General features: G+C 63.2%; 12 protein-coding genes. 3 read left to right on the forward strand and 9 right to left on the reverse strand.

Features of this window, described 5'->3' with window-relative positions:
• Positions 1–26: 26 nt before the first annotated feature.
• The 4 genes from AC3IP0_RS19790 to AC3IP0_RS19805 all read right to left on the reverse strand — a co-directional run bounded on the left by AC3IP0_RS19790 (position 27) and on the right by AC3IP0_RS19805 (position 12,790).
• Positions 27–9,263 (reverse strand): amino acid adenylation domain-containing protein, encoded by a 9,237-nt coding sequence (locus AC3IP0_RS19790; RefSeq protein WP_489325703.1) that lies wholly within the window; start codon positions 9,261–9,263, stop codon positions 27–29.
• A gap of 156 nt (positions 9,264–9,419) precedes the next feature.
• Positions 9,420–10,154, reverse strand: coding sequence for a thioesterase II family protein (locus AC3IP0_RS19795; RefSeq protein ID WP_489325704.1), 735 nt, complete (start codon positions 10,152–10,154; stop codon positions 9,420–9,422).
• Positions 10,155–10,340: 186 nt separating this feature from the next.
• Positions 10,341–11,513 carry an MFS transporter gene (locus AC3IP0_RS19800; RefSeq protein ID WP_489325706.1) on the reverse strand — a complete coding sequence of 391 codons (1,173 nt, stop codon included), beginning with the start codon at positions 11,511–11,513 and terminating at the stop codon, positions 10,341–10,343.
• A gap of 266 nt (positions 11,514–11,779) precedes the next feature.
• Positions 11,780–12,790: a GlxA family transcriptional regulator gene (locus tag AC3IP0_RS19805; protein WP_489316696.1), complete on the reverse strand. Its 1,011-nt coding sequence runs from the start codon at positions 12,788–12,790 to the stop codon at positions 11,780–11,782.
• Between the two features lie 89 nt (positions 12,791–12,879).
• On the opposite strand from AC3IP0_RS19805, the gene inhA reads away from it, so the two are divergent.
• Positions 12,880–13,566, forward strand: a complete 687-nt coding sequence (inhA, locus tag AC3IP0_RS19810) for an isonitrile hydratase (protein WP_489316697.1) — start codon at positions 12,880–12,882, stop codon at positions 13,564–13,566.
• Positions 13,567–13,852: 286 nt separating this feature from the next.
• Here the strand turns inward: inhA and AC3IP0_RS19815 are convergent, their stop codons facing one another.
• The gene (locus tag AC3IP0_RS19815) at positions 13,853–14,341 is read right to left on the reverse strand and encodes an SRPBCC family protein (protein WP_489316698.1); all 489 of its coding nucleotides are present in this window, start codon (positions 14,339–14,341) and stop codon (positions 13,853–13,855) included.
• 278 nt (positions 14,342–14,619) lie between these two features.
• Between AC3IP0_RS19815 and AC3IP0_RS19820 the strand changes: the two genes are divergently transcribed.
• Positions 14,620–15,021, forward strand: a complete 402-nt coding sequence (locus AC3IP0_RS19820) for a lysozyme inhibitor LprI family protein (protein ID WP_489316699.1) — start codon at positions 14,620–14,622, stop codon at positions 15,019–15,021.
• A 149-nt stretch (positions 15,022–15,170) separates the two neighbouring features.
• Here the strand turns inward: AC3IP0_RS19820 and peaD are convergent, their stop codons facing one another.
• From peaD to peaA, 4 genes are all read right to left on the reverse strand, one after another.
• The gene (peaD, locus tag AC3IP0_RS19825) at positions 15,171–16,289 is read right to left on the reverse strand and encodes a quinohemoprotein amine dehydrogenase subunit beta (protein WP_489316700.1); all 1,119 of its coding nucleotides are present in this window, start codon (positions 16,287–16,289) and stop codon (positions 15,171–15,173) included.
• 21 nt (positions 16,290–16,310) lie between these two features.
• Positions 16,311–16,634 (reverse strand): quinohemoprotein amine dehydrogenase subunit gamma, encoded by a 324-nt coding sequence (gene qhpC, locus AC3IP0_RS19830; protein WP_489316701.1) that lies wholly within the window; start codon positions 16,632–16,634, stop codon positions 16,311–16,313.
• Between the two features lies 1 nt (position 16,635).
• The gene (gene peaB, locus AC3IP0_RS19835) at positions 16,636–18,066 is read right to left on the reverse strand and encodes a quinohemoprotein amine dehydrogenase maturation protein (RefSeq protein WP_008056152.1); all 1,431 of its coding nucleotides are present in this window, start codon (positions 18,064–18,066) and stop codon (positions 16,636–16,638) included.
• 81 nt (positions 18,067–18,147) lie between these two features.
• A complete protein-coding gene (peaA, locus tag AC3IP0_RS19840) occupies positions 18,148–19,728 on the reverse strand; it encodes a quinohemoprotein amine dehydrogenase subunit alpha (protein ID WP_489325708.1) in 1,581 nt (526 codons plus the stop codon).
• 515 nt (positions 19,729–20,243) lie between these two features.
• Between peaA and AC3IP0_RS19845 the strand changes: the two genes are divergently transcribed.
• On the forward strand, positions 20,244–21,734 hold the full coding sequence (locus tag AC3IP0_RS19845) for an aldehyde dehydrogenase family protein (protein WP_489325709.1): 1,491 nt from the start codon (positions 20,244–20,246) through the stop codon (positions 21,732–21,734).
• The last annotated feature ends 119 nt before the right edge of the window (positions 21,735–21,853 follow it).

Here is a 21,853-nt window from a genome sequence, read left to right on the forward strand (position 1 = left end):
GGCGCTCAAGGGCGCCGCCGACTGAATCAGTCCGCCGCAGATTGCGCTGCAGGTGCGCCACGGTTCGCCGAGCGACGCTTGATCGCCATGGCGCCGCCGAGCAAGGCCTTGCGCTGCTCGTTCAAGCGCGCATCGGCACGGCGTTGCACCTCGGCGGCCAGGTCCAGCAACTCACCGACCTGAACCCCATCAGCGCGTATCAGCGCTTCGAGCACCGCCCGGATCTGCTCGAACAAAGACTCCAGCGTGCTCGGCAGGTACTGGCCCACCGGCGTTTCGAAACTCAAGTGAATGTGCTGTGCATCGTTGTAGAACGCGGCGACCATGCCGATCTCGGCGGCCTGACGCCCGGACGGGAAGTCCTCGACCTGCAGGCCCTCCATCGACGGCACGCGACCGACGCCTTCCTGGTAGATCAGCTTGATGTCGAACAGCGGCGAACGGCCGGCCCGGCGCGGCAGGCGCAAGGCTTCCACCAGGCGCTCGAACGGCAGGTCCTGATGGTCCGAAGCCTCCAGCACCGCCCGGCGACAGGCCTCCAGCAACTGCGCCGCCGACTGTTCGGCATCGACCTCCACTTGCAGTACTAATTGGTTAACGAAGAAGCCGACCATTTCTTCAAGCTCGGCTTGATTTCGGTTGGCGATATCGGTGCCGATGCGCACCCGACTGACCTCGGTACGCTGGCGCAGGACCAGGGTGAAACCGGCCAGCAGCAGCATGAACAGCGACAGATCGCGCTGTTGGGCAAAATCGCGCAACTGCTGGCTGAGCTCGCCGCTGAAGGTGAAATGGGCGCTGGCACCTTCTTGCGCCGTGCGCCGGTCGCCATCGGCGGGCAACTCCAACACTGCTTGTGGCTCGGCAAGGCGCTGCTGCCAGTAGTCGAGCTGGCGTTGCAACTCGCCGCCCTGCTCCAGCCACTGGCGCTGCCATCTGGCGAAGTCGGCGTACTGCACGCTGTGCGCCGGCAGTTGCGGGGTCTGGCCACGGTTGAGGGTTGGATAGAGCGTGACGAATTCATTGATCAGCACGCGGAACGACCAGTCATCGGCGACGATGTGATGCACCGTCAGCAACAGCACATGCTCGTCATCCGCGACCCGCAGCACCCGCACCCGCAGCAACGGACCGTGGCGCAGGTCGAATGGCCGGGCGACTTCCTCGCGGGCCAGTTGCTGCGCTTCGACGTCCGGCGCCGGCCGATGCCGCAGGTCGCTGGCCTCGAAGCTCAACGGCAATTGCCCGTGCACCCGCTGCCAGGCCTGGCCATCCTCTTCGTAAAAGGTGGTGCGCAACACGGCGTGACGCTGCACCAGGCTTTCGAAGGTGAGGCGCAGGGCGTCGAGGTTCAGTTCGCCGCGCAGGCGCAAGGCACCCGGCATGTTGTACATCGAACTGTCCGGCTCGAGGTTCCACAGGAACCACAAGCGTTGCTGGGCAAAGGACAACGGCTGGCGTTCACCGGAGGTGTCCGCCACCAGTGCCGGGCGCTCACAGCTGTGTTGCAGGGTCTGCACCTGAGCGGCGAAATCCTCGAGGCGCGGGTGTTCGAACAGGCTGCGCAGGCTCACCGACAGGCCCAGGCGCTGGCGGATCTGCGAGACGATTTGCGTCGCCAGCAACGAGTGCCCGCCCAGTTCGAAGAAGCTGTTTTCCCGGTCGACGCGACTGACCTGCAACACCTGCCGCCAGATCTGCGCCAGTTCGGTTTCCAGTGCACCCTGTGGTGCGCTGCCGGCTTCAGCTTCCCATACTTGCGGGGCCGGCAGCGCGGCGCGGTCGAGTTTGCCGTTGCGGTTGAGCGGCAATGCGGCCAACAACACCAGTTGCGCCGGCAGCATGTAGTCCGGCAGGCGCTCGCCCAGGGCACGGCGCACGCTGTCGGTGAGTTGACGCGCATCCGCCGCCAGCAGCCCGGCATCGGCCGGCACCACATAGCCGATCAATTGCTTGCCGCCGACGCCTTCGTGCACCAGCACCGCGGCTTCGCTGATCATCGGCAAGCCTTGCAGATGCGCTTCCAGCTCACCTAGCTCGACCCGGAAACCACGGATTTTCACCTGATGATCGATGCGCCCCAGGTATTCCAGCGCACCGTCTTCGCGATAGCGCGCCAGGTCGCCGCTGCGGTACAGCCGTGCCCCCGGGGTGCTGGAAAACGAATCAGCGATGAAGCGCTCGGCGCTCAGGCCCGGTCGCCGGTGATAACGCTGGGCAAGGCCGGCGTCGCCGCCGATGCACAATTCGCCGACGCAACCGGTCGGCAGCAGGTGCCCTTCGCTGTCCAGCACATACAGCGCACGACCCGGCAGCGCTTTGCCGATGGGCACGCCAATGTGATTGCGGGTATCGGCCAGCGTGCACTCATGGGTGCTGGACACCACCGTGGCTTCGGTTGGCCCGTAGGTGTTGAGCAGGCGCACATCGCCCAAACCGGCGGCGTGCCACAGCTTCAGGCCCTCCAGCGACATGGCTTCGCCGCCGACGTGGACCTGACGCAAGCGCCCCTTGTCCCGCTGCGGATGCGCGGCCCACTCCTGAGCCAGCAGGAACCAGTAGGCCGCCGGCAAATCCGCCAGGGTCACGCCCTGCTCGATGATCTGGCGATAGAGGGTGTCGGTGTCCCACAACTCATCGCCGCGCATCACCAGCGCCGCGCCCACGCACAGTGGCGGGTAGCACTGTTCGACAAAGCCGTCGAAGCTGAACGTGGCGAATTGCAGCACACGGTCTTGCGGGGTGAGTTGTGAATAGTCCGCCGCGATCACGCAAAACTCGCGCAGCGCGGCGTGGGCCAGGCACACGCCTTTCGGCCGCCCGGTGGAGCCGGAGGTGTAGATCAGATAGGCGAGATCTTCGGCGCTGGCGAGGTTGACCAGGTTGTCGGTGCAATACCCGGTGCCTGCGTCTGGCTCCAGCGCCAGACGTGGCAAACCTTGCGGTAGTGCGACATCGGCCAGCAACCCCGGTTGCGCCAGCAGCAGGTCCATGCCGCTGTCTTCGATCATGCAGGCCAGGCGCTCGGCCGGGTAATCCGGGTCCAGCGGCACATACCCGGCGCCGGACTTGAGGATCGCCATCAGGCTGACGATCATCTGCGCATTGCGCCGCACCGACAGGCCAACCCGCTGCCCCGGCGCCACACCCAGGGCGCGCAGGCGATGGGCGAGCTGGTTGGCTTGCGCATTGAGCTGGGCGTAGGTCAGGCGCTCGTCACCGACCATCACCGCCAGCGCATCGGGGGTGCGTGCAGCTTGTTGCTCGAAACGCTGATGGGCCAGCAACGGGCTGTCGATTGGCGGCGCAGGCGGACGGGAATACGCCAACACCTTTGCTCGGGCCTGTGCATCCAGCAAGCTGACCGCGCCCAATGCCTGTTGTGGCTGTGCGACGAACTGCTCCAGCACCTGCAACAGGCTGGCGCCCAACTGACTGATCTGCGCGGCGCTGAACCGGGTGCGGTCGAAACTGAAATCCAGACGCAGGCTCGCGCCGACTTCGATGCCGAGGGTCAGCGGATAACTGGTGATTTCGTGATTGTGCAGCGCGCCGAAGGTCAGGCCCGCCGGCGCTCCTTGCTTGAGGGCTTCGGCCACCGGGAAGTTCTCGAACACCAGCAGGCTGTCGAACAGCGCCCCCTGTTGCCCGGCCCAACCCTGAATGTCATACAGCGGCACGTGCTCGAATTCGCGCAGGCTCAGGTTCAAGGCTTGCAGGTCGTTGAGCCACTGGCCCACCGACTGCCCTGCCTGCGGCGCGGCGATGATCGGCAAGGTGTTGATGAACAGCCCCAACTGCTGCTCGATGCCCGGCAACGGCGCGGAGCGTCCGGCAATCGTTGCGCCGAACGCCACACAGGACTGGCCGGTGTAGCGCTGCAACAGCAGGCCCCAGGCGCCTTGCAGCAAGGTGTTGAGGGTGATTTTCTGCTGGCGGGCGAAATCGCTCAGGCGCTGTAGCGCGGCGCTTTCAAGGGTCAATTGATGTTCGCCCATGCCGTGCCCTTCGGCGGGCGTCGGCAAGGCTTGCGCCAGCAGCGTCGGCGTTTCCAGCGGCGCCAGCGCCTGTTTCCAGAACTGCTCGGCGGCCAGCAGCGGCTGCTGTTGAATCCAGCCCAGGTAATCGCGGTATTGCCCCAACGGCCTGGCCAACGTCTGGCCGGCATAGTGCTGGATCACTTCGCCGAGCAACTGGGCGTTGCTCCAGCCGTCCATGAGGATGTGATGGCTGGTATGGATCAGGTGCCAGTCTTCACTGCCCCGACGCACCAGCAGCAGGCGGAACAACGGCGCGGCGCTGAGTTCGAAGCCGCGGCTGCGCTCCTCGGCGGCCAGTGCATCGAGGTCGATGTCGGCCGCTTCGATCACTTGCAGTTGCAGGTCGATCTGGCGATGAATCACCTGATGCGCGCACTCGAGCCCCAGCCAGTGGAAGCTGCTGCGCAGGATGTCATGCCGGTTGATCGCCGCCTGCCAGGCCCGGCCAAATGCCGCCAGCTCCAGGCCCTGAATGTCCAGGCGCAGTTGATTGATGTAGGCCTCGGCCTGGGGTTCGTACAGGGTGTGGAACAGCATGCCCTGCTGCATCGGCGTCAGCGGGTAAACGTCCTCGATGGCCGGTGCCGCAACAGGCAAGGCATCGAGTTGTGCCTGGGTGATGCGCGCCAACGGGAAGTCCGACGGCGTGACCTGGCCTGCCGCTGTCGCGCAGCAATGTTCGATCAGCGTCTTGAGTTCTTCGGTGTAGGCAGCGGCCAGTCGTAGCACTGTGGACTCGGCAAACAGGTCACGGCTGAAGCCCCATTGCAGCGAGAGCTGTCCGCCATAGACCTGGCCTTCCACGGTCAGCCAGTTGGCCAACGGTGCATCGTCGCCCTGGGCCTGACCGCCGCTTTCCGGGGCCGGGACGAACAGCGCAGCGTCGTCGAACTGACGGTCGAACTGTCCCAGGTAGTTGAAGGTGATCCGTGGCGCCGGCAGGTCTTGCAGGGCCTGGCGCTGTGCCGGTTCACCGAGGTAGCGCAGCAAGCCGTAGCCCAGGCCCTTGTCGGGAATGGCGCGCAGTTGCTCCTTGATCGACTTGATCGAATTCGCCACCTCGGCCTCGGGTTGCAGGCGCACTGGAAACAGGCTGGTGAACCAGCCGACGGTGCGGCTCAGGTCGAGGTCGTCGGACAGGTCTTCGCGGCCGTGGCCTTCCAGCTGGATCGGCGTCGAGCCCTGCCCGCTCCAGCGGCAGACGACCCGCGCCAGCGCCGTGAGCAACAGATCATTGACCTGGGTGCGATAGGCCGCCGGGGCCTGTTGCAGCAACAGGTGGGTCAGTTCGGCGTCCAGTTTCGACTCGATCTTGTGCCCGTGGCGCTGCTGCAAACTGCCCCGGGGGTTGTCACACGGCAGGTCCCGGGCATCCGCCAGTTGCGCCTGCCAGTACGGCATTTGCCCAGGCGCGGTGCCGGCATGCTGTTGCAGGTGCGCGGCCCAGGCCTGGTAGGCGCTGGTTTTCTCGGGCAACGCCACTTGCCGATAAGCCTGTTGCAAGTCTTCGAGCAACACCCGCCACGACACCCCGTCCACCGCCAGGTGATGGACCACCAGCAGCAGGCGCTGGCTGCCATCGTCGAGGCTGACCAGCAAGGCACGCAGCAGCGGCCCGTGTGCCAGATCGAGGCTGCGCTGCGCTTCATCGCACAGGGCGGTCACGGCTTCGGCTGAAGACGCATTGCGCAACCACAGCCCCGCGGACTCGACCGGCGCTGCATGGCGCTGCTGCCAGCCGTCGGTCCCCTCGATGAAGCGCAGGCGCAAGGCGTCGTGGTGGTTGATGACGGTAACCAACGCCCGCTCCAACGCCTCAGGACTCAACGCTTCCCTGGGTGTCAGCAGCAGCGACTGGTTCCAGTGCTGACGCTGTGCGATGGCCTGTTCGAAGAAGTAATGCTGCGCCGGGGTCAGGATCACCTCGCCACTGACCGGGCCTTGATCGACAGTGCTGCGGCTGTCGAACGCCGCGATCAACGCCAGGCTGCGCACGGTCTGGTACTGGAACAGATCCCGCGGACTGAGGCGAATACCCGCCTGGCGGGCACGGCTGACCACCTGGATGGAAATGATCGAGTCGCCGCCGAGTTCGAAGAAATTGTCTTCGAGGCCCACGGGTCCGGCGCCCAATACGTCCTGCCAGATCTGCGCCAGCGCGGTCTGCATCGCATCCTGCGGCGCGACGAATGCCTGTTGCGGCGCGGCGTCCGGTGGCGGCAAGGCCTTGCGGTCGAGCTTGCCGTTGGCGGTCACCGGCAAGGCGTCCAGTGGCATCAGGTAGGTGGGCACCATGTATTCCGGCAGGCTGCCGAGCAGCCAGGCCTTGAGGGTTTGTGGCCACTGCTCATCGGCATCGGAATTTTCCAGCACCAGATAGGCCACCAGATGCTTGCCGCCCTGCACCAGCACCACGGCCTCGCGCACCAGGGCATGCTGCATCAGGCGGGTTTCGATTTCCCCCAGCTCGATGCGCAGGCCACGCAATTTGACTTGATGGTCGAGGCGCCCGAGGTATTCGATCACACCGTCGGCACGCTGCCGCACGCGGTCGCCGGTGCGGTACAAGCGCGCGCCGTCATGGAAGGGGCACGGCACGAAACGCTCGGCGCTGAGCGCCGGACGCCGGTGATAACTGCGCGCCAGCCCGGCGCCACCGAGGTACAACTCCCCCGCTACGCCGGCCGGAACCGGCAGCAGTTGCGCATCCAGCACATGGGTGCGCAGGTTGGCGATGGGCCGGCCGATGGGCACGCTGTCGGCGCCTTCGTCGATGCAGGTCCAGTGGGTGACGTCGATGGCCGCCTCGGTCGGGCCGTACAGGTTGTACAACCCGGCGCCCGGCAGCTTTTTGAACACCTGCAATTGGGCATCCAGCGGCAAGGCTTCACCGCTGCAGACGATGCGCTTGAGACCGGTGCATGCCTCGACACCCGGCTCATGGATGAACGCCTGGAGCATCGACGGCACAAAGTGCAGCGTACTGATGCCTTGGTCGCCGATGATCCTGATCAACTGCGCCGGTTCACGATGGGCCCCCGGTGGTGCCACCACCAGGCGCGCACCGGCCATCAGCGACCAGAAGAACTCCCATACCGACACATCGAAACTGAACGGGGTTTTCTGCAACACCGAGTCGCTGCCATCCAGCCCGTAAGCCTGTTGCATCCAGCACAAGCGGTTGACCAGCGCCGAGTGACTGTTGCCGGCGCCCTTGGGCTTGCCGGTGGAGCCGGAGGTGTAGATCACATAGGCCAGGTTCAGCGGATGCACTTCAACCTGCGGACAGGTCTCGCTGTAGCCGTCGAGCCAGTCCTGTTCCTGATCCAGGGCGATGACCTTGACGCCCTCGGTGGGCAGTGCGCCGAGCAAGGTGCTTTGGCTGAGCAGCAAGCCGATCGCACTGTCTTCGATCATGTAGGCCAGGCGTTCGGCCGGGTACTCAGGGTCCAGCGGTACGTAGGCACCACCGGCCTTGTGAATCGCCAGCAGGCCGATGACCATTTCCAGTGAACGCTCGACGCAGATCCCCACCAGCACATCCGGGCCGACGCCCTGCTCACGCAAGCAGTGCGCCAGTTGATTGCTGCGGGCATCGAGTTGCGCGTAGCTGAGCTGACGATCGCCAAACACCAGCGCCGGCGCGTCGGGGGTGCGTCGGGCCTGGGCCTGGATCAGCTGATGCATGCACTGCTCGACCGGATAGGTCTCGGCGGTGCGGTTCCAGTCCTGCACCAGCACTTGCTGCTCATCCGCCGTCAGCATCGGCAACTCGCCGATTTTTTGCGTCGAGTCGTCGACTATCGCCTGCAACAGGCGCGTCCAGTGCCCGGCCATGCGCGCAATGCTATCGGCCTCGAACAGGTCGCTGGCGTAGGTCAGCGCGGCGTGCAGCTTGCCGCCCTTCTCCCAGGTGTCGAGGGTCAGGTCGAACTGGGTGGTGCGGCTTTGCCAGTCGATGCTGCCCAGCTCCAGGCCGGACGCGGTGCTGACCGAGGCCATGTCGGCCACGTGCGGCTGGTGGTTGTACATCACCTGGAACAGCGGCGTGTGGCTGAGGCTGCGCTCCAGTTTCAGCGCTTCGACCAGGCGCTCGAACGGCAGGTCCTGATGGGCCTGGGCGCCGAGGGCGGTTTCCTTGATGGTGCGCAGCAGGTCGTCGACCCGGGTCTGGCCGTCCAGTTGGGTGCGCAGCACCTGGGTGTTGACGAAGAAGCCGATCAGGCCTTCGATTTCCGCGCGGTTGCGGTTGGCGATGGGCACGCCGACGCGGATGTCGGTTTGCCCGGTGTAGCGATGCAGCAAAGCGTTGAAGGCGCCGAGCAACAGCATGAACAGGGTGATGTTGTGTTTCTGCGCGGTGCTGCGCAGTTGCTCGGCCAGTTGCGCCTCGACCGCGAATTCGTAGCGGGTGCCGCGATAGCTCGGCATCGCCGGGCGCGAATGGTCCAGGGGCAATTCCAGCACCGGGTGTTCGTCACCCAACTGCGCCTGCCAGTACGCCAGTTGCCGCGCCTGCTCGCCCGCCTCCAGCCAGCGGCGCTGCCACAGGGCGTAGTCGCTGAACTGGATCGGCAATGACGCCAGCTGCGGTTGTGTGCCCGCATCGAAGGCGTCGTAGCAGCGGATGAATTCGTCGATCAGCACGTTCATCGACCAGCCGTCGGAGACGATGTGGTGCAGGGTCAGCAGCAGGACATGTTCCTGCTCGGCGAGCTTGAGCAAGGTCACCCGCAGCAGCGGCCCCGTCGACAGATCGAACGGCAGTATCGATTGCTGCTCGGCGGTTTCAGCCACGGCACGTTCGCGCTCCTTGGCAGGCAATGCGCTGAAATCCTCGTGTTCGATCCGCAGCGGCGCAGCGGCCGGCACTTGCAGCAAGCTGTCATCGGCCTGACGCTGGAACACCGTGCGCAGGGTTTCATGCCGCGCCACCAGGCTGGCGAACGCCTGTTCCAGCGCCGACAGGTTCAGACGCCCGGTCAGCCGCACCGCGCCCGGCAGGTTGTAGGCACCGCTGTGGGGGTCCAGTTGCCAGAGAAACCACATGCGTTGCTGGGCGTACGACAGCGCCTGGCGATCCTCGGCCTCGATGCCGGCCGGAATCGGAAAACGGGCGAAATCCACGCCCTCCTTGTGCAAGGCCGCAAGGAACATCTGGCGCTTTTCCAGGGGCAGCCCGATAAACCGGCGAGCAAGTTTCAAGGAGTCTTCAGCATTCATCTATCGGCATCCGCATCAGTAGGCAGCAGGCGCAAGGGCGCGTCGTCCCTATAAAACGAATGCAGGCGGGAAAAATTAGTGGATCAGGCGGGAGGTGAAACGCGGAATACAGAACAATGAAAAACCTGTGGGATCGGGTGAAATTTTGGAGTGGTGTTAACCCACGGCAGCCATGGAAAGCCGCCGATGATGCACCTCAAGCTGATCCTTGATCACCCGCAGTACCTTCGCTTCGTGCTCATGGATGAAGAAGTGCCCGCCCGCCAGCATGTCCACCGAAAAACTGCCACGGGTTTCCTGGCTCCAGCCGATCAACTGTTCGGCGGTGGCGCGATCGCTCTTGCCGCCAAGCACGTGCACCGGGCACTTGAGCAAGGGCCGCTGCACTGGCTCGAACCGCCCGCACAGCAGGAAATCCGCGCGCAGCACCGGCAGGGTCAGGCTCATCAACTCTTCGTTGGCCAGGATCTCTTCGCTGGTGCCGTTGAGGGTGCGCAGTTGCTCGATCAGTTCGGCGTCGGTCTTGGGCTGGGCAAAACCCCGGTCGTAGTCGGCGCGCAGGGTCGGCGCGGCGGTGCCCGAGGCGAACAGCGCTACCGGTTCCGGGCAACCCAGCGAGCGAAATGCGTGGGCCATCTCGCAGGCCAGCAACGCGCCCATGCTGTGGCCGAACAGCGCGTACGGCGCCTTGAGCGTGGCTTTTTGTTCCTGGGCCAATTGCAGCGCCAGGCGGCGCATGTCGGTGTGCAAGGGCTCGCCGTACCGCGCGCCCCGCCCCGGCAGTTCCACCGGTTGCAGCGTGAGCCACTGCGGCAGCTTGCGCCGCCAACGGCTATAGACCATGGCACTCGCGCCCGAATAGGGCAGGCACAGCAATGTCAGCGGGGTCACCGGCTTTCCTCGAAAGTTGCCTGTTTGGAGAACGGACGAGGTGCCCAAAAAATTAGCCATATGAATAACCCTGTGGGAGCGAGCTTGCTCGCGATGACGGTGTGTCAGGCACTGATGATTTCGACTGATACTCCGCTATCGCGAGCAAGCTCGCTCCCACAGGGGGCTGCTTCCAGCATTGGATCTTCATTTCAGATGGCGGTAACTCGGGATCGCGGAACCAAGCACCACCGCCCCCGCCGCAATCGCCAGCCAGAACCCGCTGCGTGCGCCGAAGGCGTCCACCAGCCAGCCGGAGCCGGCGGCGCCGATCGCCACGCCGATACTCAGGCCGGTCACCAGCCAGGTCAGGCCTTCGGTGAGTTTGGCCGGCGGCACGATCTGCTCCACCAGGGCCATGGCGACAATCAGCGTCGGGGCGAAAAACAGGCCGGCGACAAACACCGCCAGGGACAAACCGAAAATGTTCGTCGCCAGCAGCAACGGCAAGGTGGTCACCGCCGTCGCTACCCCGCCGTACAGGAACAGGCGCGCCAGCGGCACTTTCGAGCGCAATGCGCCGAACGCCAACCCGGCCATGCACGAGCCGATGGCATACACCGACAGCACGATGCTCGCCGCCGCCGGTTGGCCCTGATGTTGCGCGAAGGCGACGCTGACCACGTCCACCACGCCGACGATGGTGCCCATGGCCACCATCAACAGCATCAGCAACTGAATGTCGCGGGAACGAATGATCGAGCCCTGGTGATGGGTTTCATGGGGATGCACCGGCGGTTCCGTGCTGCGCTGCAACACGAACGCGGTGACGCCGATGGCCAGCGCCAACAAGGCCGCCAGCGGCCCGGCCTCGGGGAATGCCACCACGCACAACCCCACCGACAGTGGCGGCCCGACGATGAAGCAGACTTCGTCCAGCACCGACTCCAGGGCGTAGGCGGTCTGCAACTCGGGGCGGCCGCGATACACCTCGGTCCAGCGCGCCCGCACCATCGCCGACATGCTCGGCATGCAACCGGCCAGCGCGGCGAAGAAAAACAGCGTCCAGTGCGGCGCCTGCAACCGCGTGCACAGCAATAGCAGCAACAGCGCCCCACCGCCCAGCAACGCCGCCACCGGCAGAATCCGCCCCTGGCCATATCGATCCACCAGCCGCGAGACCTGCGGCGCACAAAAGGCCGTCGCCAGGGCAAACGTCGCCGCCACCGCGCCCGCCATTGCGTAGCCACCCTGCAACTGCGAGAGCATGGTGATCAGGCCGATGCCGGTCATGGAAATCGGCATGCGCGCGATCATTGCGGCCAGCACGAATGCGCCGCTGCCGGGGGCTTTGAACAACTCGCGATAGGGGTTTGCCATGGGACGGGTCTCATCAGGGGACTGCACGTTGCCATAACGGCTGATTGCCGGGGAAGCGTGGAATTGTTGGTTGAATGTGAAGGCCCCTTCGCGGGCAAGCCCGCTCCCACAATAGCCGGCGTACACCACTCAAATGTGGGAGCGGGCTTGCTCGCGAAGGGGCCTTCACAGACACCTCTCCTCGCCCACCAAGTGAACTCTCGGCCACCCAAACCAGTCAGCTACTTAGGCCCCCTGGTTCCCGGAGTTTCGCGACAATATTTCAATCAGGTGGCGGAAGCGGAAACCTGACGTGAACTGGACACCGGATCTGCTGCAACACTGACCGAAAACCGCTCCCGATAAGCCTGTGGCGTCACGCCCATGGCCCGCAGGAAGCTGCGGCGCAGGGTTTCTTCGCTGCCGAAACCACATTGCACCGCCACCCGTTTGATCGGCACGCCGGTATCGCTGAGCAAACGCCGCGCGGTTTCGACGCGGATCAGTTCGATGGCCCGGGCCGGGGTCTGGCCGGTGTCGGCGCGGTAGTGGCGCACGAAGCTGCGTTCGCTCATGCCGGCCTGCAAGGCCAGGGTCGGGATGCCAAGGTCGTGGGTCAGGTTTTCGCTGATCCAGGCGTGAAGTTCGTCGAAACGGTTGCCTTCCTGTTGCAGTGACAGGGTCACGCTGAATTGCGACTGGCCACCCGGACGCTTGAGAAACACCACCAGTTGCCGGGCGACTTCGAGGGCCATGGTGCGCCCGAGGTCTTCTTCGACCATGGCCAGCGCCAGGTCGATGCCGGCGGTCACCCCGGCCGAGGTCCAGACGGGGCCGTCGTTGATGAAGATCGGGTTGGGCTCGACGTGCAGTCGCGGGTGCTGCTGCGCCAGTTGCTCGCAACGGGTCCAGTGGGTGACCACCCGCCGGCCATCGAGCCAGCCGCTGGCCGCCAGCAGGAACGCGCCGGTGCACACCGAGGAAACCCGCCGGCAGCCACGGGCATGTTCGCGCACCCAGGCGACCAACGGCGCATCTTCCGCCGCTGTGTAGACACCCCAGCCACCAGCGATGATCAGGGTATCAGTGCCGTCATCCGGTAACGGTTCGGCCAACAGCGCCAACCCCGCCGACGACATCACCGCTCCGCCGCCGCTGGCAATCACCGTCGGTGCATAGGGTGGCGGCAGGCCTTGCTGGCGGGCAATGTCGTTGGCCGAAGCGAATACCTGCAACGGCCCGGTGACGTCGAGCAATTGCACGTTGGCGAAAGCGAGCACATGGATGGTTTTCGACATTTGGCGTAATTCGTGGGGATATTGGCGTATGCGCCAAAGCCTACGAGCCTAGAGTCAAACCGTCCACCCACTTCACGAGAAAAAACACCATGACGTTGCAGATCGGCTTTCTGTTGTTTCCACAGGTCCAGCAACTGGACCTGACCGGCCCTTATGACGTACTGGCCTCGCTGCCGGATGTGAAAGTGCATCTGATCTGGAAAGACCTGATGCCGGTCACCGCCAGTACCGGCCTGCTGTTGAAACCGACCACCACCTTCGATGATTGCCCGGCACTGGACGTGATCTGCGTTCCCGGAGGCAGTGGCGTCGGCCCCTTGATGGAAGATGACCAGACCCTGGAGTTTCTCAAGGCCCAGGCCGCCAACGCCCGGTACGTCACGTCGGTGTGCACCGGCTCGCTGGTGCTGGGCGCGGCGGGATTGCTCAAGGGCAAACGCGCCACCACTCACTGGGCGTATCACGAATTGCTCAAGCCGCTGGGCGCAATCGCGGTGCAAGACCGAGTGGTTCGTGACGGTAATCTGCTGACCGGTGGCGGCATCACCGCCGGTATCGACTTCGCCCTGACCCTGGCCGCCGAGCTGTTCGACCAGGCCACCGCCGAGCTGGTGCAGTTGCAGCTGGAATACGCCCCGGCCCCGCCTTTTGCCGCGGGCAGCCCGGAGACGGCCCCGGCCAGTGTGCTGGAGGAGGCTCGCCAACGGGCTGCCGGCTCGTTGAAACTGCGGGCGCAGATCACCGAGCGCGCGGCGGCGAAACTCGACCGACAGTGAAAAAATGGTGGCGGGAACCCGGTTCCTGCCACCACGACCTTTCATGCGACCACAAAAAAACCCGCCGAAGCGGGTTTTTCCAAGACCATGACGACTCCTTGTCGTAGCGTTCCTTGCATATGGTCGATCATCCATGATCCTGAGCACATCCTGTGCTTCAGTGGGTAAGGCCAGATTACGCTTCGGATCCAATTTGTAACAGGCGATATCGCTACCATCGCGTGTAAGACATTCGCTATAAACCACCTTCCGAAAACCCCTAGACGCCTCAGGTTTCGAGCCAACTTCAGCCACTCTGTTGCTCGTGGGACTTGGCGTTGTCGATCAAAAACTGCTCGATATTGTTCATTTGCTCTTCCCAGCCACGACTGTCCATGCGGAAAGCCTTTTCGCGACGGGCCTGGGGAACGTGATCGAAACCGGACTCGGAGACCTTGAGCAACGTGCCGTCGTCCATGTCTTCGAGCTCGAATTTCACCAGTGTGGTGGGTTCCTGGGAGTAATCGACTTCAGGGTTCACGGCATACGGGTGCCAGCGAAACGAAAACAACCGCTCCGGCTCCACCCGCTCTACCAGTACATTCCAGCGCAAATGCTCATAACCGGGATAGGTAATCTGCCCCTGGGTCCATTCGCCTGCCACAAAACGCTTGTCCTCCAGCGCCACGCCAAACCACTGTCCGAACATTTCGGCATTGGCCAGCACACGCCAGACCTGCGAACGCTTGGCCTTGAGCAGGACTTTCCTTTCGATGCGATCAGATGCTGGGTTCATAAGTCACCTCCTGTACATGAACAGTAGGTCAGTAAGACCACAAGACCAACTTTAAAGTTGTACCAATGGGGATGTGTAATCAACCATGCCTGAGATATTCGGTTGCATTTGCGCGGATAAGTTCTGGGGCTATCGCAAAGTCAGGGGGTCGAAACTGCTAACGTTCTGCCTCGAAACAGCATCGAAAAGGATAGCGACATGAAAAACCTGCGCGGCAGTTGCCTGTGCCCCTCGGCGCTACACTGCCCCTCTCTTTCGGTCACGACGAGCACTCCAGCATGAACCCACGCTTACTATTGGCGCTGATGCCCCTGATGTTCACCTCCATGGCGTTCGCCGTGGACTGCGACAATGCCAGCGACCAGGCGACGATGAACCAGTGCGCGGCGCAGCAGAATGCGGCCGCCGACAAGGAATTGAATGCGCTGTACCAGCAGATCACTTCGCGACTCAAGAGCAACCCGGACAGCAGGAAGCAGTTGGTGGGTGCGCAGCGGGCGTGGGTTGCGTTCCGCGATGCCGAGTGCAAGTTCTCGGCGTCCGGGGTGGAAGGCGGGAGTGTGTATCCGCTGATCTACAGCAACTGCACCACGGAGCTGACCAAGGCACGGGTTCAGACGTTCAAGCAGTACTTGAAGTGTCAGGAGGGGGATTTGAGTTGTCCGGTGCCGGGGGTTTGATTTTTGCTGTTTTGGTGGTGTTTTTGAGGGCCTCTTCGCGGGCAAGCCCGCTCCCACAGGGTTCAGCGGTGTTCACACAATAGTGGTCACACTGAAAATCCACTGTGGGAGCGAGCCTGCTCGCGATAGCGTCAGTTCAGGCGCTGCAATTACCGGACAAAAATCTGCGCCGTGGTAATCGCCATGTCCCCGCCCGGCAACTTGATGCTGCCCGTCTGCTTCAGGCTGTCGGCATCAAAGATCGCCACGTCGTTGAAGGTCCCCGCCAGGTAGATCTTGCTGCCATCCTTGTTGAAGGAAATGCAGTAGTAGGAATGATCGAGCGTGGCGGACTGGAGCATTTTCTTCTGCTTGATGTCGTACTTGGCCAAGCGGTTGAGCACGCCAAACATCAGGTTCGGGTCCTTGGGCGAGCGCATGCCGCTGAAGTAGATTTCGGTCAAGGGACCGAAGTCGGTGGTTTCGGTCTTGCCGGTCTTCAGGTCGACGCTGAACAGGCCATACAGGTATTCGGCGGTGGCCGGGTCCTGTTTCTTGTCCTTGAACTTCGCCGCGGTGTAGAGCAGCGAGAAGTCATGCCGATACGTCTGCTGGTTCCACACGTAGAGCACGTCCGGCGCGCTGTAGTTCGGGCGCTTCCAGTGGCGGCTGGGGATCAGCACATCGAACTTGCCGGTTTGCACATTGACCTTGTAGACGTCCGCCCCGGCTACATACAAGGTGCCGTCGTCACCGCTCTGCATGATGGTCAGTTGGCGCGGCGCCGGGAAACTGCGCAGCGGCTTGGCGTCCATGCCAGCGTCGGTCTTGTACACGTCGAGCCGGGGCTGCTGCACTTCGTAGCGATCGTTCATCATCAGCGTCGGGTTGGCGACGGTGTACAGTTCCTTGCCGTCGTGGCTGAGGGTGAAGGCGAACATCGAGCGCGCTTTCTCCCCCGGCTTCTGGGCGATGCTGGCGTGGAACACCTGCTTGCAGTTGTCCAGTTCGACACCGTAGACGTCCGCATAGTGATTGTTCAGCACGTAGGCGGTCTTGCGGTCCGGCGACAGTTGCACGGTGCCGGGGCCGAAGGCGTCGGGCATCTTGCAGGTCTTGAACAGCGTGTCGGTGGCCAGGTCGATCACGTGCAGGTTGTTCGGGTAGTTGGTGGTCACCATGTATTCGTGACCGACTTGCAGCGCGGTGTTTTCATCGGCCAGAACACTGACAGAACAGCTGCTCAGGACGGCGAACGCGGCCAGGCCGCAGGCTTTGATGTTACGCATGCTGGAATCCTTCTTCTGTGATCACTTGTCTTTGGGGAAGACAGTGCCGAGGTTGCGCCAGTTGTCGTTGGACGCCTGGGCATCCTTGTTCCAGTCCGGGTAGGTGCTCATCATGTCGGGCACCTGGGCCGGCCACCAGCAGGGGTCGGAGCAACCGTAGAGGTCGGCTTCCATCGGCTGGCACAGCGACGACACACCGCCGAACGCATCGATTTCCCAGCCCGGGTCGGTGGTCGAGGCACAGCCCGCCACGGAACTCATCGCCACCACTTCTTCGATGCGATTTTCGGCCGCGGCCACATCGAGTTTCAACGCTTTATTATTGATTGCCTTGAGATGTTTCATATCAGTGAGCCTTGCGCGGAGTGATGTAACTGCTGATGAACGCAGGGTTGTTGGCCATGATCCGGGTGTAGACCTCGATGCCGAAGTCGACCCAGTCACGCATCAGTTCGCAGTAGTGATAGGTCGGGTGGGTCGGGTCGCCGTAGCGGGCGTAGCTCTCGTGGTAGCAGCCGCCGGAACACAGGTTGCGGATCTGGCAGTCTTCGCAGCCAGTGTTGGTGCGGTCCAGGCGCTGGGACAGGAAGTCGTTCAACTCCACCTGTTTCACACCACTATGGACGTTGCCGAAGGTCGGCAGGCTCGAACCGGTAAAACGGTGGCACAGGTTCAGCTCGCCCTTGTGATCCACCGCCAGCATCTTCAGGCCCGCGCCGCATGGCAGGGCTTTCTTGTGGCCTTCGTGGATGTCGGTGATGAGCTGGTGCAGGTTGGAGAAACCGATGTTGCGGTGCTCCAGCGCCGCTTCCAGGTAACGACGACCCAGCGCCTTCATATTGGCGAACACCTGCACCAGTTCATCGCTGGTGAGGTTGAAGCTGCTGATGTCGCCGGAGGTCACCGGGGCGAAGCCGACTTCGGCAAAACCCAGTTCGTTGAACAGGTGATCCCAGATGGTTTCGACGTCGGTCACGCCGGTGGTGAGCGTTACGCGAGCACCGACCGGGCGGCTGTTGTAGCGCGACAGCAGCATCTCGGCCTTGCGCCGCACCACGTCGTACGTGCCCTGCCCGCCCACGGTGATGCGGTTGCGGTCGTGCACTGTCTTCGGCCCGTCGATGCTTACCGACAATCCGAAGCGGTGGGCATTGAGGTAATCCACGGTTTCTTCGGTGAGCAGCGTGGCGTTGGTGGTCATGACGAATTCGACGAACTTGCCCGCCTCGCGAAAACGCTTCTCACAGTAGTCGACCATGTACTCGATCAGCTTGCGGTTGCTCAGCGGTTCGCCGCCGAAGAACACCACGGTGAAACGCTCTTCGTCCGGGGATTCGCGCAACAGCATTTCCACCGAGGCAATCGCCGTTTCGACGTCCATTTTTTTGCCCGCCGACGGCTTGTCGAGGTCTTCCTTGTAGCAATACGTGCAGCTCAGGTTGCAGCCGGTGTTGACGTTGAGCACCACGGTATTGATCGCCGTGCGCTCGACGCGCTTGGTGGCGATGTCCGGGGTCAGCGGCGAACCGTCGCTGACCAGTTCCAGGGCCATCAGCTCGCGCAGGGTCTCGGTGATTTCCTCGCCGTTGAAGCGCGCGGCCAGGCGCTGGATCAGGTCGTCCGAGGAACAACCGGGCCCGCGCAAGGTGTCGATGATGGTGCCCGTCAGTTCATCGCTGGCAAACAGCGAACTGCTGGGGATGTGAAACAGCATGCGATCGGCATCGACCTGTACTTCGTGCAGGTTGCGTTCGACCAGATTCAAGATAGCGCCCATAACCAACCTCCTGTGCAGGCCCCGCTTGGCGGGGCTTGCGATCATTCCGAAAAGTGTCTGAAGCCTGTGCTGTCAGCCAACTCATGGAATGGGTGGATTGTTCCAGCGTTGCACGGTCACGATCATGTGGCCTTCGCCGGTCAGGGATTTCCCTGCGTCGTCGACGGCGGCGATCACCTTGAGGTTGCCGGCATTGTTGGTGGACATCTTGCGTGCCGGGTTCGGCCCGGCATCGCCCGGGGTGAACACGCCGGTGTCGGCCTGCATGGTGCCGGCGAACTTGACGTCTTCGTCTTCCTTGGCGCGATCGTCGAAGGCCTCGACCTTCCACTGCGCCGGGAACACGCCGATGCGATACGGCTTGCCGTCAGCGCCCTTGCCCCAGGCTTCCGCGTCGAAACGGCCCTGGACTTTCGGCGTCGAACCACCGCCCTCGCCGATCCGCGCCACCGAGAATTCCGGCACCACCTTGACCGAGGCGATCTTGCTGTACACCGACAGGCTCGGGCCTTTCAACGTGCCGACGCTGACCGCGCGCACGCCGGGTTGGGCATTGGCCGCCGCCTTGAGCTTGACCTTGATCCGCTCGGGGCTCTGCTCGATGACTTCAACCACCTCCACGCCTTTGCCGAAGTCCGGCTTGCCAGTCAGGCCGCTGCCGATCAGGGTCACTTCGGTTTCGCTGCCGGCCTTCAGATAACCCGGCTGCACTGCCAGCAAACGGCTGGAACCTTGCTTGGCGGCGACGAAGTCCAGGCCGCGCTCGTCATGCTCGGCCTCGAACATCCGGCCCTGCATCGCATTGCCCTGGGCGGCGAACACCTGGCGCATGGTCACGCCATCGATGGTCACGTTGCCGCGCCATTCGTAGCCGGTGTAGAGAATCGCACTGCCGTCGCCATTGAACGGGCTGCCGTCGGCGTACTGGCCTTTGACGCTGACCTTGAAGGTGTCGCTGCCATCGGCACTCACGGTCATGACACCGGCGAGTTCACCCTTGCCCGGCAAGTGGCCGCTGAAGCTCCAGTCGCCCACCAGGGTCTCGGCTTTCGGCGCGGCGCCCTGCCATTTTTTCCAGGCCGGGTTGTCCAGCGGATAACGCTTGGCCAGTAGCGGCACCATCTCTTTGCGGGCCATATCGAACCAGTCGCGGTCCCGGGACAGCGCCTGGTATTCCAGCGACGGCCATTGGCCGAGGTGGAAGTTCACCAGGCGTTCCCACTCCTGGGCCGGACGCCGTTGCAGGGCGACCCGCGCACCGGAGTGGCAGCGGCCGCACATCTGACTGGTCTGGTCGTCGAACTGCTCGACGGTATTGAGCCGGCGCTCCAGCGCATAGCGCACGCCGTCGGTTTCGCTCGGCGCCAGGCCCTGGGTGTCGGCCAGGTACTTGACCAGCGTGCGACGGTCGTCATCGCTGATCTGCAAACCGTGCATGGTCTGCATGCGGGCGATGCTCATCAGCCAGCCTTCCGGCGTTTTGCGCTGGTGGCTGATACGGCTGAGAGCGTTATCGGCTTCGGGGGTGTGACAGCCCTGACAGGTTTCCTTGAGGATGGTCTGGGCGTCGCGGGCTGCCAGGCTATGAGGCGAATGCAGCGCTACGCAAGCGGCTACGGCCAGCAGGCTGGCGCTCATGCCTGATCGGAGTTTTCTCTTCATCAACGTCGAACCTCGCACGGTGCGTTCTTATTGTTGTGGCTTATCGTTTTTATGGTTTCTGCCGCCGGCGGTGAACCGCTGACGGAGGCAAGAGAAACGTCTGCGATGAGCAATACACAGAGCGTGCCAGCTTATGAATACCTCAATGAATCAATGATTTGCCGGAATCGACAGGAGATTTTCCTGTCATGTCATCGCGGCGGCACGTTCAATTTCGCGACAACTGTTTCACCCTGAGACAAGCATAGGATCAAGATCAAAGGATCGCAGCCTGCGGCAGCTCCTACAGGTGAACGTTGCTCCCTCTGTAGGAGCTGCCGCAGGCTGCGATCTTTTGATTTTCACCATGCGTCACCGGCGTCTCACTGCGTCGCAATTTGCGACGCCCGCCCCGTTTTTTTTACCTTGGGTCCATAACCCGCAAGCCCCGCTAATCCGGCTCTTGCCTCCCAATAAACATAACTGGCACAACCGTTGCGATAGACCTCGCCACACGAACAAGACGAGGTTTCATCATGTCGCTTCCAAACCTGCTTCCCGCCACTTCGGCATTCATCCAGCGCGCCCCGCGCATGCTTATCGGCGGTGACTGGGTCGAGTCTGCCGACGGCCAGACCATGCCCCTGCACAACCCGGCCACCGGTGAGGTGTTGTGCGTGGTACCACGGGCAACCCCGGAAGATGTCGACCGCGCGGTGCTCGCCGCCCGCCAGGCGTTCGACGATTCGGCCTGGACCCGCACCCGCCCCCGGGAGCGACAGAACCTGCTGTGGAAACTCGCCGACCTGATGCAGCGCGACGCCGAACTGCTAGCGCAGCTGGAATGCCTGAACAACGGTAAAAGCGCGGCGGTCGCCCAGGTGATGGACGTGCAACTGGCCATCGATTTCCTGCGCTACATGGCTGGTTGGGCGACCAAGATCGAAGGTTCTACGGTTGACGTGTCGGCACCGCTGATGCCCAACGACCAGTTCCACAGCTTTATTCGACGCGAAGCGGTGGGCGTGGTCGGCGCCATCGTTGCCTGGAACTTCCCGCTGTTGCTGGCCTGCTGGAAACTCGGTCCGGCCCTGGCCACCGGTTGTAGTGTGGTACTCAAGCCCGCCGACGAAACCCCGCTGACCGCGCTGAAACTCGCCGAGCTGGTGCTGGAGGCCGGTTATCCCGAAGGCGTGTTCAACGTGGTCACCGGCACCGGCATCACCGCAGGTTCGGCCCTGACCCACAACCCGCTGGTGGACAAGCTGACCTTCACCGGCTCCACCGCCGTGGGCAAGCAGATCGGCAAGATCGCCATGGATTCCATGACCCGGGTCACCCTGGAGCTGGGCGGCAAATCGCCGACCATCGTCATGGCCGACGCCGACCTGAAAACCGCCGCAGCCGGGGCTGCCAGCGCGATTTTCTTTAACCAGGGCCAGGTCTGCTGCGCAGGTTCCAGGCTGTATGTGCAGCGCAAGCACTTCGACAATGTGGTGGCGGACATCAGCAACATCGCCAACGCCATGAAACTCGGCAACGGTCTGGACCCGAGCGTCGACATGGGGCCGTTGATCTCGGCGCGTCAGCAGGAGCGCGTCTACGGGTACATCGAAAAGGGCCGGGAAAGCGGCGCGACCATCGCCTGCGGCGGTGAGCAGTTCGGCCCGGGGTTCTTCGTCAAGCCGACGGTGATTGTCGACGTCGATCAGAAGCACTCACTGGTGCAGGAAGAAATCTTCGGGCCGGTGCTGGTGGCGATTCCGTTCGATGACGAGGCCGATGCATTGCGCATGGCCAATGACAGTCCGTATGGATTGGGCGCGAGTATCTGGTCCAACGACCTGGCGGCGGTGCACCGGATGATTCCGCGGATCAAGTCAGGGTCGGTGTGGGTCAACTGCCACAGCGCCCTGGACCCGGCGCTGCCGTTCGGCGGCTACAAGATGTCCGGGGTCGGGCGTGAGATGGGGTATGCGGCGATCGAGCATTACACCGAGTTGAAGTCGGTGTTGATCAAGTTGTAATAGCGGCGTTCTTCAGGCCGCCATCGCGAGCAAGCTCGCTCCCACAGGGGATTTGTGTACGACGCAAAACCACTGTGGGAGCGAGCTTGCTCGCGATGAGGCCGGTCCAGACAGCTCAA

This window comes from Pseudomonas sp. GL_103, assembly GCF_057835175.1.